This is a genomic window from Bacillus sp. HMSC036E02, from assembly GCF_001836235.1.
Lineage (GTDB): Bacteria > Bacillota > Bacilli > Bacillales > Bacillaceae_G > Bacillus_A > Bacillus_A cereus.
In genome coordinates this window covers 78,886-93,351 of record NZ_KV827834.1, presented here as the reverse complement: position 1 = coordinate 93,351, position 14,466 = coordinate 78,886, and the positions used below count along the sequence as shown (strand labels likewise).

Here is a 14,466-nt window from a genome sequence, read left to right as displayed (position 1 = left end):
TCGTATTACAACTCATGATAACCCAACTTACGAAAAACATGGCGTTGTTCATTATGCAGTTGCTAATATGCCAGGTGCAGTTCCACGTACGTCAACTCTTGCATTAACAAACGTAACAGTACCATATGCAGTACAAATTGCGAACAAAGGTTACAAAGATGCTTGCTTAGGCAACACTGCATTACTAAAAGGTATTAACACATTAGATGGCTATGTAACATTCGAAGCAGTTGCAGAAGCGCACGGCTTACAATACGCTGATGCGAAAGAGCTTCTTGAAAAAGCTCCTGCTTTATCATAATAGAAATACATTCGAGACCTTCCTTTATGAGGAGGGTCTTTTTTATGGAGAAATAACATGTGAATAATTGTTATTTATTGGTGTAAATCGATTTTTATTATGATAATTTAGAATTATATAACAAAAAGAGGGGATTCAATGGGGAGCAAAAAGAGGAAGAAAAAGCAAGTTAAGAGACAAAAGTATATGAAGAGAAAACAGGAACAGAACATACCTTTTTCAAAAAAAGTAGTCCTTATGATAGAAAAAGTATTTCGATATATTTGTATGTTCTTGTATGTGATTTTTTGTGTGTTTTTATGTGGGATGGTTAAAAGTTTGGGGATAACCCCTAATGTTATTGAAGGTATTTTTGGCGTTATGCTTGTTATGGTAGAAGGAATCTTATTCTTTATATTATTTGATAAGGTTTGGCCTAGTCATGAAAGTAAAAAAGATAGAAAAAGAAGCAAAAAATCTTCATCCAATTCAAGCTCATCAAGTGGATTCGGTGACTACAGTAGCAATGATTGTAGCAGCTCAAGTGATGGTGGAGGAGATTGCGGAGGTGGAGGAGATTAAGTTAGTTTTTTAGAAGAACGACTAATGAAAGGATGGGACGAAAGATGGAAACTGTGAACTTAATAGAATTAACAAAGGATATTAAAGATCAACATAAAAATTTCGTCGTTTCAAATGTAAATAATCATTGCTTACGAATCGCTGTATTTACTGGCGAATATGATTGGCATTATCATTCTAATTCGGATGAATTATTCATTGTGCTAGAGGGAGAATTGCTTATCGATTTTGAAGATGGAGAAACAGCAGTTTTAAAGCCGAATGATTCTATTTTAATTCCAGCGTGTACGATTCATAGAACGAGAGCATTAAAGAGAACAGTAAATCTTTGTTTCGAAAATATAGAAGCTGATACGATTAAAGTGGAGCAGTTATGAAAAAATTATCTGTAGCCGAGTATAGAAAAATCATTCCGATTTTGGAAAGTAATACAAGAACGACGACATTTGCTTATGCGGTATGTGACCAAATGATAGATGGTGAGATTTTTGCCAACGAGAAGTTAACAGCAGGATTAATTCGTACAGTTAACGGTATCTATTATTTATTTGGTCATACGGATGATCAAAATTATAATGAAGATTTATTGATGTATTTAAAAATGGCTATTGAAAAAACAGAGAAGAGATTTACACTATTCGCTTCAAGTGAAGAGTGGGAAATGATGATTGAAGGGCGTTTTAGTAATGTACTTCGGAATATGCCACGAATGAAATTCCAAAGAGAAATCTTTGAAGAGCGAACACAAGATGCAAATAAAAATACATATGCAGTGAAGCGTATTGATAAAAGTGATATAGAACGAAGCAGTGAATTTACAGAGAAGTATTATAAAGAATATTGGGGATCAAAAGAACTATTTTTGAACGGTGGTTTCGGATTTTGTATAGAACAAGGTGGGATGATTATAGCTGAATGCGTCTCAATATTTAGAGGGAATAGTTTTGCTGAAATCGATATTGCTACGCATAAAGCATATCAAGGGAAAGGATTAGCTCAAGCTGTTGCGACACGGTTCATTGAACATTGCATGCAAAATGATATTATACCGAGCTGGGATTGTTATGTAGACAATATTCCTTCGCGAAAATTAGCTAGTAAATTAAGTTTTTATCATCCAATAGAATACAGTTTGTTTGTACGTAAGAAAACGGGGGAATAAAAATGAATGTAGAATTAACGAGATTTAAAGTTAAGCCTGGTAAGAGTCATCGAGTAGATGAATGGATGCAGCTTCTTAATGAAAATATGAAAGAAGTCCTTTTGACATTAAACGACGAAAAGATGTATGTTGAGACAATTTTCCGGGAAATAAGAGATGGAGAAGAGTACTTATATTGGTATTCTGTGCAAGGAGAAGGCGGAGCTCTTGTCGAAAATTCTCATTATGAAATCGATAAAAAGCACTTAGCGTTTTGGTATGAATGTATCGATGAAGAAGCACCATCTATTGATATGAAAACAGAAGTTGTTATGATTCAAGAGGTTGTGAGGGAAGCGATGGAATAATAGAGTAATATTTTGTGAACAAAAAACAGTCTTATTTTTATGCTGAAATATATATTATTGGAGATGCTATAGGATGAGAATTAGTAATAAATATATCACTCTCGATGAAATAGAGATAATAAGAGAATCCTTAAATAAATTGCATGAATATCATAATAATAAATCAAAATATTTTTCTGGCGATTACCCAAGAATGACATTTGAGGAACGTATTGAAAATTATAAAAAGAACTCAAAGTACGGAGAATATAGAATTGAATTATTGATTGAGTCAGAAACAGATAATATATTAGGATTTTGTATAGCGTATAGTAAAAGCGTAAGCGGAAAGATTGAAGTTTTATTTGTTGATGAAAAATACCGAAGAAACGGATTTGGTTTGAAATTAATGAATAGTGCAGTGGAATGGTTTAAAGTGAAAAAGATAGATGAAATTGAATTAACAGTAGTGTATGGAAATGAAGCTGTATCATTTTATGAAAAGCTGGGATTTTATCCTCGTTCAATTATTATGGCAACTAAGTCATAACGATAGTATGGGGAGAGATGAGTGGGAGTTTTTGTTTCAAAAAATGATTCATATTTTACTAAATTATATGTGAAGAGCACATCAAAATAAATGTGCTTTTTATTATGGAAAAATTTATAAAAGCTGTATTTGGATATCTTTAAGTGAAAATAAAGAGGGATATCGAGAATATTTTAGGATAAACTATAAAGTGAAACTTTAATCAGTGGTGAGGGCATCCCCCACTGATTATCAGCCCTCACCAATCGGGCTTTTACGAGCAGTCCGCCCCCCACCTAACTTCTTTACTTCCGCTGAATTTTGATGTGGGGTCTTACTGCCTGTTAATGCGGGATAAAGAAATAAAAAACACCGAACCAAAAGACTTACAAATATACGGTGTAGTTGTAACAGGCAAAACAGAGGATTTACAAAGTTTACAAGGAGCACCATATATTAAGGCTGCTGTTAGAGGTGTAACAGTTGAGAAATATTAATTACAGTCTATTAATGTGAATAATCAGAAAACTTATGTTATACTATGGGAAAAGGAGGTTTATATGAGGCAAATACATGGAGCAATTTATATTTACATAACTATGTTTTTCGTGGCGATATCCTATGGATTAGGGCACGTGTATTCGCATCCTATACTAACTTTTTTAAGCGGAGCATGTATGGCGTTTGCGCTTCTTGTCCACCTTTTCTCAGTTTGGATCGTGAAATTTCAATTAAATATTAGTGAAATAGAAGAAGGCACTTTTTGAGTGGCCTTCTTTTTTTAATAATATTTAAAGGAAGAAATAGACAATAAATAAATGCTTTTGAATCGAGGGGCATGATGAAGAGAGTATTATTCTTTTTTATTACTATTTTCTTTTTAGGGAGTTGTTCGATTTGGTATGTTACTTTTTCTAGCGAGAGCAAAAGTTGGACGGGACAATATAAAGGCCATATTAAGGATGATAGTGAAGATGGAATGTTTACATTTCAGTATAAGGGCGGAGATGGAAATACAGAATTTAAAAATTTAGAGATTGCTATTAATGGAGCCTTTAGCACAATGACACAAACGTCAGAAAATCATAAAGGAGCAAAGATTGAAATAAAGTCTTCTTGTGTAAGTTGTACGCCTTTATCTAAAGATGAACCGATAGAAGTTGTGATTAAATGGGATGATAAGTATGAGGAGAAGATGGTGTTAAATTTGAAATAGCCTAGAGTAAGGAGTTAAAAATGAATAGGCATATGAAAATCTTTATGTTTCTAAGTGTATTTTTAATCATATTATCAGCGTGTACTACAAAAAAAGTAGAGCAAGTAGCAGTAAAAAAAGTACCTGAAGAAGGATATGTCATAGTAAGAAATGATACGGTATTTTTCGTCAGTGATAAAACGTTTGAAACGAAAGTAGAGTTACAAAATTATATAGAACAACAAATGAATAAAGAGTATCCATCACATATAGTTCTGAGTTTTAAGGTTAAAGATGCATATAATAAACTAAAAACAGGGGATAAAATAAAAGTATGGTCTTCTCAAACACTTGAAAGCTATCCAGCAAAAATGATTGTAGAGAAATTTGAAATAGTAGAGAAATAAAAAAGGCAGCAATCAAGCTGCCTTTTTTATTATTTTACAAATTGTAATTCTTTCGGGAATTTCGTTAAAATTTCTGATCCGTCTTTTGTGATGTAAATATCATCTTCAATACGAACGCCACCTACGTTTGGTACATAAATACCAGGTTCGATTGTGAAGACCATACCTTCTTTTAATGGAGACTCGTTACCAGCTTTTACATCTGGATATTCGTGTACGCTAATTCCAAGTCCATGACCAAGTCGGTGCGGGAAGAAGTCTCCGTAACCTGCATCTGCGATAACAGAACGAGCAGCGTTATCGATTGCGCCAAGTGTAACACCTGGTTTACATGCTTCAACTGCTTGTAGTTGTCCAGCAAGTACAGTGTTGTAAATGCGAGTTTGCTCTTCAGAAATCTCACCGAATGCTACTGTACGTGTAATATCAGAGCAATAACCATCAATGATTACGCCTAAATCAAATAGTACGAAATCGCCGCGTTTCATTTTGTTTGCGCCAGGAATACCGTGTGGAAGAGCAGAGTTCGCACCTGCTAATACCATCGTATCAAATGACATTTTATGTATGCCTTTTGTTTTTAATTCGTGTTCAATAATTGCTAATACTTCTAGCTCGCTGCGGTTTTCTTTAATTGCATTTACACCAACTTCAACAGCATAGTCCGCCATTTTAGCTGCTTCGCGTAAAATAGAAAGTTCTTTTTCATCTTTAATTAAACGAAGTTCGCGAACTTTCTCCTCAGCTGATTTGAAAGCTGCATTTGGGAATAATTTCGTTAATTCTTCGTAGCGCTCTACGTTTAAATGTTCTTTTTCAATTGCAACTGCATTTGCATTGATGCCGCGGTCTTTAATTGCTTTTGCAATCATATCCCATGGTCTGTCAGTATCAGTAAATCCGATAATTTCATGTGCCCAGCCAGCGTTACGTGCTTGGCCTTCTTCCATTTTAGGGCAAATTAAAATAGGTTCTTTTTCTTGGAATACAAACATACCAAGAAGTCTTTCGTGTGGTTCACAGTGGAAGTTTGTCATGTAGAAGACGTTCGGTGTAGAAGTTAAGAACGCAGCTTCTACGTTTTTTTCTTTTAGCCATTGCATTAAATTTTCTAATCTAGCATTCATCGATTGGCACCCCCGAGATATTTAATTACAAATATAACTTTAACTCGGAAGAAAGCGTTATGACAAGTAAATAGATGTTAGAAAAGACAGGGGATTGAAAAATCATGTAGAATAAAAAGTGAGAATGTGAATAGGGGAGGAATGTAATAATGAAAGTATCTTATCATGGACATTCAGTTGTGAAAATTGAGGCGAATGGAAAAGTTATTTTAATTGACCCGTTTTTAACAGGTAATCCGAAAACAGATTTAAAAGCTGAAGATGTAAAAGTGGATGCAATCCTTTTATCGCATGGACACGGTGATCATGTTGGAGATACAGTAGAACTTGCGAAGAAAAATAATGCAGTTGTTGTAGCACCATTTGAACTAGCAACATTTTTAAGTTGGCAAGGTGTAAATACACACCCGATGCATATTGGTGGTTCACATGAATTTGACTTCGGAAAAGTGAAGTTTACACAAGCATTCCACGGCTCTAGTTATATTGATGAAGCAAATAAGACGATTACATATACAGGTATGCCAGCAGGTATTTTATTTACAGCAGAAGAGAAAACTGTATACCACGCAGGAGATACTGCACTATTCTCTGATATGAAGTTAATTGGGGAATTAAATAAAGTTGATCTAGCATTTTTACCAATTGGTGATAATTTCACAATGGGACCAGAAGATGCTGTACTAGCGGCAAAATGGATTAATGCGAAAACTGTTGTACCGATGCATTACAATACGTTCCCAGTTATTGAACAAGATCCATATCAATTTGTAGAAAAGCTACAAAATTGTACAGGGAAAGTATTAGAAGCTGGAGAAAGTATTACACTATAGAAAAGAAACCCTTCATTTGAAAAAGAAAAGTGAAGGGTTTTTTATGTGTGTAGGACAGCTTTTAATGCTTGTATTTGTTTTGGTGATTCTTTTCTTTTGGTACGTGGTTGTTCAGGTGTTTCATTCAATTCCATTGCAACTTTTTTCCCATCTACGAAAGCTAAAAATACAGCACCTACAACCTCTAAAAATTTTTTCATCATGTGTTCGCTCCTTTGTTTTATTTCTTGTCTTAATTGTATAAGTAATCAAGTGTACGAACTATCGAATGAGATGACAATAGCATTACATTGTTGTAATAGAATGAATGGTGGAATGCAAGAGACATTTTGTTATAAAAAAAATAGTACAGGTATGCAAAGAGAGAGTGTAACAGTTTTGAAAATATAGTATACTAAAAGTACAACACATGAAGAATTTAGGGAAAAGAAAGTATGGTGAAACCATTTGGCTACCAAGCATAACCAAATTTTAGAACATATTAATAGCCTGCCAGTAGGCCATAAAATTTCTGTAAGACAAATCGCGAAAGATTTGAGTGTAAGTGAAGGGACAGCTTACCGTGCAATTAAAGATGCAGAAAATAAAGGATATGTTAGTACAATTGAACGTGTCGGAACAATTCGAATTGAACAGAAGAAGAAAGAGAATATCGAAAAACTGACATATGCAGAAGTCGTTAACATTGTCGATGGTCAAGTACTTGGGGGCAGAGAAGGACTACATAAAACATTAAATAAATTCGTAATCGGAGCTATGAAATTAGAAGCGATGATGCGCTATACAGAAGCTGGGAATTTACTCATTATTGGTAACCGTACGAATGCACATCAATTAGCATTAGAAACTGGAGCCGCTGTATTAATTACGGGCGGATTTGATACGGAAGATCATGTGAAGAAATTAGCAGACGAATTAAAGCTGCCGATTATTTCAAGTAGCTACGATACATTTACGGTCGCAACGTTAATTAACCGTGCGATTTACGATCAGCTTATTAAGAAAGAAATTGTACTCGTTGAAGATATTTTAACGCCAATTGAAGAAACGTTATATTTAAAGCCGAGTGATACAGTACAGCAATGGCATGCATATAACGAAGAGACAATGCACGGAAGGTATCCGATTGTTGATGAAAGTAACAAAGTGCTAGGAATCGTAACTTCAAAAGATATGATCGGAGTAGCGAAAGAAACACCAATTGATAAAGTAATGACAAAGCACCCAATTACAGTGAACGGTAAAATGTCTGTCGCAGCTGCGGCACGTATGATGGTGTGGGAAGGAATTGAATTACTTCCTGTCGTTGAGGAAGGAAACAAACTGCAAGGTATTATTAGCCGTCAAGATGTACTTCAGGCACTGCAAATGATTCAACGTCAGCCACAAGTTGGAGAAACCATTGATGATATTGTAACGAATCAATTTATGACACCAAAAGAAGCGAAGAATGAGCATCTATATCAATTTTCGGTGACGCCGCAAATGACGAACTCAATCGGGACGTTATCGTACGGTGTATTTGCAACAATTGTGACAGAAGCGACAAATCGCGTCATTCGTGCGCAAAAGAAAAGCGATTTAATTGTTGAAAACTTAACGATTTATTTCGTAAAGCCGGTTCAAATTGATAATGTTGTATCTGTTCATCCGAAAGTATTAGAAATTGGACGTAAATTTGGTAAGGTCGATGTAGAGGTGCATCATGAAGGTAATGTTGTTGGAAAAGCATTACTTATGGTTCAGTTAATCGATAAATAAAAAGATGGAACAAATCGTTTTGATTTGTTCCATCTTTTTTGTTGTTTTAAATTTGAAAGGCATGATTTTAGATGGGAGTTTTAGTGAAATATGTATGGGATGGAGTGGAAAAGTAACGTGAGAAAAGACAGAATAATAATTCAATTCAGTTGTATATTGTGTTATGATTATATTGTAAGAAAATGGAATTATGAAAGGTGGTATGCATTATGTCGTCAGCCGTACTTTTTTTTGGTAGTATCGCATTATTTTACTTTCTTGTAATGATACCTATTCAATATTTATATTTACAAGGTTTACATGAAAAAAAGGAAAAGACAGGATTATCTCAGCGAGAGCTATATGAAAAAATGTCTTTTGAAGAAGAACAATTACATTTTCATGTACAAGGTAACCCATTTAATATACCATCTGCGTTTGTTGCATATATGATTTTGAAAGTTAAGCAACATAAAAAAGCATCACAATATTGATGCTTTTTTATGTTGCTTCATAGACTTCGGCTTCTTTAACTGCTAATGGCAAGAAATGTTTGTATTGGCGAAACCCGTTAAATACACTTGCACTACCAAATAGAACGAATAAAACACCAACGATAATACGAGCGGTTGAAAGTTCTAAAAAGAATTGGTTTATCCCGAAAAATAAAACGAATGAACCGAGTGCCATTGCGGATTTTCCTGAGAGCCAACCTTTCTCCATTGGGCGGTTTGTACGAAAGTATTTTGTTTTGTAAAAGAGGTACAACATAAATGAGACGATAATACAGAAGACTAATACTGGCATAGTGAACACTCCCATCGCTTTATGAAAAATAATAGAAAAGAAAAAGAAATATCTAAACTTTCTAACTTTTATTATAAAGCAATTGTTCGCATGTATGAAATACTTTCCGTTATAATGGAGGATAAAGTGAAGAAGTTGATTAAAAAGGAGATTATACATATGCATGAGCAAATTTTAGGAGCAATTAAAGAGTTTGATACAATTATTATTCATCGCCACGTGCGTCCGGATCCAGATGCGTTAGGCTCACAGGGTGGTCTTGGTACAATTCTACAAGAATCGTTTCCAGAGAAAAATATTTATACGGTTGGGTACAATGAACCGTCACTAGCATACTTACGAGTAATGGATGATATTGAAGATAGTGTATACGAAAATGCGCTTGTTATTGTTTGTGATACTGCGAATCAAGAACGTGTTGACGATCAACGCTATACAAAAGGGAAGATGTTAATTAAAATTGATCATCATCCAAATGAAGATCCATATGGAGATATTACGTGGGTAGATACGACAGCGAGTTCTACAAGTGAAATGATTTATGAGTTTTATAACTATGGAAAAGATAAAGGATTAAAAATAACAAAAGAAGCAGCTCGCCTTATTTTAGCAGGAATTGTTGGAGATACAGGTCGTTTCTTATTCCCAAATACGACAGCAAAAACACTTCGTTACGTAAGTGAGCTTGTTGATATGGGTGTGAAATTCACAGATTTATACAATGAAATGTATAAGACAAAAGAAAAAATTGCTCGTTTAAACGGTTATATTTTACAAAACTTTACGATGGTAGAAGAAGGAGCAGCTTACATTAAATTAACGAAAGAAGTATTAGAAGAGTTTGATGTACTTCCTTCTGAAGCATCTGGTGTTGTTGGAGCGCTTGGCAATATTGATGGATTAAAGGCGTGGGTTCTATTTTTAGAGGAAGACGACGTAATTCGTGTTCGTCTTCGTTCAAAAGGACCAGTTATAAACAAATTAGCAATGCAATATAACGGCGGGGGGCATCCGATGGCTTCTGGTGCGAAGGCATTTTCTTGGGAAGAAGCGGATCGTCTTTTTGCTGATTTACGTGAGATTTGTAAATAAGAGACTATATGTTAGAACGAAAAGAAGGAGCGGCGCTAAAGCCCTCCTTCTTTATTTTTCTTTCTCTATAGTAATGCTAATTTCAAGCACTGTATCAAAAGATATTGTATCGACTTTAAAACGGTATAGCCGATCGTAATGTTTGTACGTTTTATTTTCGATTACCTTTTTAAGTAGGTCTTTATTTTTTGCGATACTTTGAATGTTTTTCGTTAAAAGATGTTGGAGATCATTATGGATAGATGTAGTCATATTTTCGAGTGTGAGATTGTCTAAATCGTATTTTTCTCGATTGATAAGTTTTATTTTAATCTCTTGAATGGTTAAGAGCCGTTTATTTTCAGTGTTCAATTTTTCTTGATCTTCGAGAAGGACGTGGAGCTTTGCTTCTTGTTTTTCTATAATTTCTCTTTGTTCTGCTATTTTACTAGCTTGTTCTTCTTGAAAAACACCGTATATGTACAAAAAAATAAACCAGCTCAAAACGCCTCCAACAGCAGCCCCAGCTAATACTAAGTACCATCTTTTTGCTGTATTAGCACTTGGTACTCTCATACATGTTCCTGCGTTAGCCATTTAATAATAATGAGACCTGTTTGCATACCACCAGTTGCGAAAAAAATAAGGAGAATTTGTTTTACGATATCTTTCATATCTCCGCCAAAGAAACTTCTTTCAAAGCTATAAAAGGTATCGAATGTTCCGCCGATTGCTGCAACGAGTGCCCAAATTCTTAAATTTTGGGCGAATTGATTAATGTAAGTTAGAGCTGGTTTTCCAATAAGAAACGCACCAAATCCACCAATTAATGAACCGCCAAGTATAACCCCAAAGGCAATAAAATAACTAATAATAAGCAGAGAGAAAAAAGTATGTTCTCTTACATCCATCGTCATTCCCCTTTCTTCTTCATATATATGGACAAAGTATAAGAAGTATGTTTTGATTTCCGCTTTCCTCATCACCTATAATAAAAGTAGTCAAATAGGTAAAGAGAGGGTACAACAGTGAAGTTTGTGCATTTACAATGTCAAACCGTTTTTAGTTTATTAAAAAGTGCTTGTAAAATTGATGAACTTGTAGTCAGGGCGAAAGAACTTGGTTTTTCATCGCTGGCTATTACGGATGAAAATGTTATGTATGGTGTTATTCCGTTTTATAAAGCATGTAAGAAACATGGTATACAGCCTGTTATTGGATTAACCGCTTCTATTTTTAGTGAAGAAGAAGAAAGGTCTTATCCGCTTGTATTACTTGCTGAGAATGAAATAGGCTACCAAAATTTATTAAAGATTTCTAGCAGTATTATGACAAAGTCCAAAGAAGGTATTCCTAAGAAGTGGCTTGCGCATTATGCGAAAGGATTAATTGCTATTTCACCAGGTAAAGATGGCGAAATTGAGCAATTATTACTAGAAGACAATGAGAGTCAGGCTGAAGAAGTAGCTCGCACGTATCAAAATATGTTCGGCCATTTTTATATGAGTTTGCAGCATCATGCGATTCAAGCTGAGTTGCTTTTACAAGAGAAACTACCTGAATTTATTAGTAGGGTTAATATTCCAGTCGTTGCAACAAATGATGTGCGCTATATCAATCAAAGTGACGCGCTTGTTCACGAATGTTTACTATCTGTTGAAAGTGGAACGAAAATGACTGATCCAGATAGGCCGAGGCTGAAAACAGATCAGTATTATTTAAAGTCATCGGATGAAATGGAAGCACTATTTTCCCATGCGCCGGAAGCAATCCAAAATACAATAAAAATTGCAGAGCGTTGCCAAGTAGAAATACCGTTCCATGTAAATCAACTTCCGAAGTTTCCTGTTCCGTCTAATGAAACGAGTGATATATACTTGCGTCGTGTTTGTGAAGAAGGTTTGCGGAAACGATATGGTGAACCGAAAGAAGTGCATATAAAGCGTTTGAATCATGAATTAAATGTTATTTCTCGTATGGGATTTAGTGATTATTTCCTCATCGTATGGGATTTTATGAAGTATGCACATGAAAATCATATTCTAACAGGACCAGGTCGTGGATCGGCAGCTGGTTCACTCGTTTCATACGTATTAGAAATTACAGATATTGATCCAATTGAATACGATCTATTATTTGAAAGGTTTTTAAATCCTGAACGTGTGACGCTTCCCGATATTGATATTGATTTTCCAGACGTAAGACGTGATGAGATGATTCGCTATGTGAAAGATAAATACGGTCAGCTCCGTGTTGCGCAAATTGTAACGTTTGGTACGCTTGCAGCAAAAGCGGCAATTAGAGACATTGCCCGCGTAATGGGGCTTCCGCCGCGAGATATTGATATATTTTCAAAACTTATCCCATCAAAGCTTGGTATAACGTTAAAAGATGCATATGAAGAATCACAATCACTTCGTGAGTTTATACAAGGGAATCTTCTGCATGAGCGTGTGTTTGAAATCGCAAAACGTGTAGAAGGTTTACCACGTCATACGTCTATTCATGCGGCTGGTGTTATTATGAGTCAAGAACCGCTAACAGGCAGTGTAGCAATTCAAGAAGGACATAACGATGTTTATGTTACGCAATATCCAGCCGATGCGCTAGAAGAACTTGGGTTGCTTAAGATGGACTTTTTAGGATTACGTAATTTAACGTTACTTGAAAATATTATAAAATTTATCGCGAACAAAACAGGGAAAGAAATCGATATAAGAAACTTACCTCTTCAAGATGAAAAGACGTTCCAATTATTAGGGAGAGGGGATACAACAGGTGTATTCCAGCTTGAGTCAGGTGGTATGCGAAATGTACTTCGCGGGTTAAAACCGAATGAGTTTGAAGATATCGTAGCTGTTAACTCGTTATACAGACCAGGACCGATGGAACAGATACCGACTTTTATTGAATCGAAACATGGAAAAAGAAAAATCGAATATTTACATCCGGATTTAAAGCCAATTTTAGAAAGAACATACGGCGTCATTGTATACCAAGAACAAATTATGCAAATTGCATCGAAGTTAGCTGGGTTTTCGCTTGGAGAAGCAGATTTACTGCGCCGTGCGGTGAGTAAAAAAAATCGTGATATTTTAGATCAGGAACGTAAGCATTTCGTCCAAGGATGTTTGCAAAATGGTTATGATGAGACGTCTGCTGAAAAAATTTATGATTTAATTGTAAGATTTGCGAATTACGGTTTTAACCGAAGTCACGCTGTAGCTTACAGTATGATCGGATATCAGCTTGCCTATTTGAAAGCAAACTATACGCTGGAATTTATGACGGCATTATTATCAAGTGCAATTGGAAATGAAGATAAGATTGTACAGTATATACGAGAAACGAAGCGGAAAGGTTTTCACGTTTTGCCGCCGTCTCTTCAGAGAAGTGGTTATAACTTCCAAATAGAAGGGAATGCGATACGTTACAGTTTACTTTCGATCCGAAATATTGGAATGGCTACAGTGACGGCATTATTAGAAGAACGAGAGAAAAAAATGTTCGAAGATTTATTTGAATTTTGTCTCCGTATGCCGTCAAAGTTCGTAACGGAGCGTAATTTAGAAGCTTTCGTCTGGTCGGGATGTTTTGATGATTTTGGTGTTTCGAGAACGAATTTATGGAAAAGTATTAAAGGGGCGTTAGAGTACGCGAATCTCGCACGTGATTTAGGAGATGCTGTTCCAAAATCAAAATATGTACAAGGAGAAGAGCTATCTTTTATTGAACAACTAAATAAAGAGAAGGAAGTACTTGGCTTTTATTTATCAAGTTATCCGACAGCGCAATATGTGAAGTTAGCAAAAGAATTAGAAATTCCATCTCTCGCTCAGGCGATGCGACACAAGAAAAAAGTACAAAGAGCTATTGTGTATATAACAAGTGTTAGAGTGATTCGTACGAAAAAGTTTCAAAAGATGGCATTTATTACATTCTGTGATCAAAATGATGAAATGGAAGCGGTCCTCTTCCCGGAAATGTATATACATTTCTCGGATAAGTTGCAAGAAGGAGCAATTGTTTTAGTTGACGGTACGATTGAGCTAAGAAATCATAAGCTGCAATGGATTGTAAATGGACTATATCCGCTAGAGGAAATGGATGTTTATGAAGAAAAGAAAGACGCATCTGTTTACGTGAAATTGCCATCTCAGTATGAGAAAAAGCTTTTAAATCGGGTTACGAAAATATTGTTCGACTATTCAGGTTTTGCGAAAGTACTAATTTATTATGAAAAGGAACATAAAATGGTACAATTATCTCGGAGTTTATCGATTCATCCAAGTGAAGAATGTTTAGGAGCACTTCGTGAAATTGTCGGGGAAGAAAATGTAGTTGTGAAAATATAATGGACAATTTCCCTACACTTCGATTATTATAGTAGTAGTGTTCGTGGTCAGA

The 14,466-nt window shown here is 35.2% G+C and carries 18 protein-coding genes and 2 pseudogenes; 15 read left to right on the top strand and 5 right to left on the bottom strand.

The window, feature by feature from the left end:
* The 10 genes and pseudogenes from HMPREF2590_RS11170 to HMPREF2590_RS11130 form a co-directional block, all read left to right on the top strand.
* Window positions 1-301 (top strand): annotated as a pseudogene (locus HMPREF2590_RS11170) (alanine dehydrogenase); the annotation flags it as partial.
* A 138-nt stretch (window positions 302-439) separates the two neighbouring features.
* Window positions 440-862 (top strand): hypothetical protein, encoded by a 423-nt coding sequence (locus HMPREF2590_RS11165; RefSeq protein ID WP_000534949.1) that lies wholly within the window; start codon window positions 440-442, stop codon window positions 860-862.
* 44 nt (window positions 863-906) lie between these two features.
* Entirely contained in the window at window positions 907-1,239 is a 333-nt protein-coding gene (locus HMPREF2590_RS11160; protein ID WP_000450927.1) for a cupin domain-containing protein, read from the top strand.
* Window positions 1,236-2,024 (top strand): GNAT family N-acetyltransferase, encoded by a 789-nt coding sequence (locus HMPREF2590_RS11155; RefSeq protein ID WP_000736725.1) that lies wholly within the window; start codon window positions 1,236-1,238, stop codon window positions 2,022-2,024. The genes HMPREF2590_RS11160 and HMPREF2590_RS11155 overlap by 4 nt, the downstream gene beginning before the upstream one ends.
* Window positions 2,025-2,026: 2 nt before the next feature.
* Complete coding sequence (locus HMPREF2590_RS11150; protein ID WP_001100215.1) at window positions 2,027-2,371, top strand: DUF6176 family protein; 345 nt, start codon at window positions 2,027-2,029, stop codon at window positions 2,369-2,371.
* Between the two features lie 73 nt (window positions 2,372-2,444).
* On the top strand, window positions 2,445-2,900 hold the full coding sequence (locus HMPREF2590_RS11145) for a GNAT family N-acetyltransferase (RefSeq protein ID WP_001222923.1): 456 nt from the start codon (window positions 2,445-2,447) through the stop codon (window positions 2,898-2,900).
* 335 nt (window positions 2,901-3,235) lie between these two features.
* Window positions 3,236-3,376: pseudogene (locus tag HMPREF2590_RS29890) on the top strand (anti sigma factor C-terminal domain-containing protein); the annotation flags it as partial.
* Between the two features lie 63 nt (window positions 3,377-3,439).
* Window positions 3,440-3,646, top strand: coding sequence for a hypothetical protein (locus HMPREF2590_RS11140; protein ID WP_001248905.1), 207 nt, complete (start codon window positions 3,440-3,442; stop codon window positions 3,644-3,646).
* 74 nt (window positions 3,647-3,720) lie between these two features.
* Window positions 3,721-4,095, top strand: coding sequence for a hypothetical protein (locus HMPREF2590_RS11135; RefSeq protein WP_000832323.1), 375 nt, complete (start codon window positions 3,721-3,723; stop codon window positions 4,093-4,095).
* 20 nt (window positions 4,096-4,115) lie between these two features.
* Complete coding sequence (locus HMPREF2590_RS11130) at window positions 4,116-4,481, top strand: DUF3221 domain-containing protein (RefSeq protein WP_001079366.1); 366 nt, start codon at window positions 4,116-4,118, stop codon at window positions 4,479-4,481.
* A gap of 29 nt (window positions 4,482-4,510) precedes the next feature.
* Here the strand turns inward: HMPREF2590_RS11130 and pepQ are convergent, their stop codons facing one another.
* On the bottom strand, window positions 4,511-5,608 hold the full coding sequence (gene pepQ / locus HMPREF2590_RS11125) for a Xaa-Pro dipeptidase (RefSeq protein ID WP_000994032.1): 1,098 nt from the start codon (window positions 5,606-5,608) through the stop codon (window positions 4,511-4,513).
* A gap of 149 nt (window positions 5,609-5,757) precedes the next feature.
* Here pepQ and HMPREF2590_RS11120 point away from each other — a divergent pair, with 149 nt between their 5' ends.
* Window positions 5,758-6,441 (top strand): metal-dependent hydrolase, encoded by a 684-nt coding sequence (locus tag HMPREF2590_RS11120; RefSeq protein WP_000868922.1) that lies wholly within the window; start codon window positions 5,758-5,760, stop codon window positions 6,439-6,441.
* Between the two features lie 41 nt (window positions 6,442-6,482).
* Here the strand turns inward: HMPREF2590_RS11120 and HMPREF2590_RS30330 are convergent, their stop codons facing one another.
* Entirely contained in the window at window positions 6,483-6,644 is a 162-nt protein-coding gene (locus HMPREF2590_RS30330) for a hypothetical protein (protein ID WP_000976017.1), read from the bottom strand.
* 244 nt (window positions 6,645-6,888) lie between these two features.
* Here HMPREF2590_RS30330 and HMPREF2590_RS11110 point away from each other — a divergent pair, with 244 nt between their 5' ends.
* On the top strand, window positions 6,889-8,202 hold the full coding sequence (locus tag HMPREF2590_RS11110) for a CBS domain-containing protein (protein ID WP_000201580.1): 1,314 nt from the start codon (window positions 6,889-6,891) through the stop codon (window positions 8,200-8,202).
* Window positions 8,203-8,411: 209 nt separating this feature from the next.
* Window positions 8,412-8,675: a DUF3949 domain-containing protein gene (locus HMPREF2590_RS11105; RefSeq protein ID WP_000093044.1), complete on the top strand. Its 264-nt coding sequence runs from the start codon at window positions 8,412-8,414 to the stop codon at window positions 8,673-8,675.
* Between the two features lie 7 nt (window positions 8,676-8,682).
* On the opposite strand, the gene HMPREF2590_RS11100 is transcribed toward HMPREF2590_RS11105, so the two are convergent.
* On the bottom strand, window positions 8,683-8,988 hold the full coding sequence (locus HMPREF2590_RS11100) for a YtpI family protein (protein ID WP_001144776.1): 306 nt from the start codon (window positions 8,986-8,988) through the stop codon (window positions 8,683-8,685).
* A gap of 159 nt (window positions 8,989-9,147) precedes the next feature.
* Here HMPREF2590_RS11100 and HMPREF2590_RS11095 point away from each other — a divergent pair, with 159 nt between their 5' ends.
* Window positions 9,148-10,080, top strand: coding sequence for a DHH family phosphoesterase (locus HMPREF2590_RS11095; RefSeq protein WP_030028516.1), 933 nt, complete (start codon window positions 9,148-9,150; stop codon window positions 10,078-10,080).
* A gap of 51 nt (window positions 10,081-10,131) precedes the next feature.
* On the opposite strand, the gene ytrI is transcribed toward HMPREF2590_RS11095, so the two are convergent.
* Both ytrI and HMPREF2590_RS11085 read right to left on the bottom strand, forming a co-directional pair.
* Window positions 10,132-10,635: a sporulation membrane protein YtrI gene (gene ytrI, locus HMPREF2590_RS11090; protein WP_001265736.1), complete on the bottom strand. Its 504-nt coding sequence runs from the start codon at window positions 10,633-10,635 to the stop codon at window positions 10,132-10,134.
* Window positions 10,632-11,045 (bottom strand): YtrH family sporulation protein, encoded by a 414-nt coding sequence (locus HMPREF2590_RS11085; RefSeq protein WP_002005839.1) that lies wholly within the window; start codon window positions 11,043-11,045, stop codon window positions 10,632-10,634. Before HMPREF2590_RS11085 ends, ytrI begins: the two co-directional genes overlap by 4 nt.
* Window positions 11,046-11,087: 42 nt before the next feature.
* Between HMPREF2590_RS11085 and dnaE the strand changes: the two genes are divergently transcribed.
* A complete protein-coding gene (gene dnaE / locus HMPREF2590_RS11080) occupies window positions 11,088-14,414 on the top strand; it encodes a DNA polymerase III subunit alpha (RefSeq protein ID WP_000673717.1) in 3,327 nt (1,108 codons plus the stop codon).
* Window positions 14,415-14,466 lie beyond the last annotated feature (52 nt).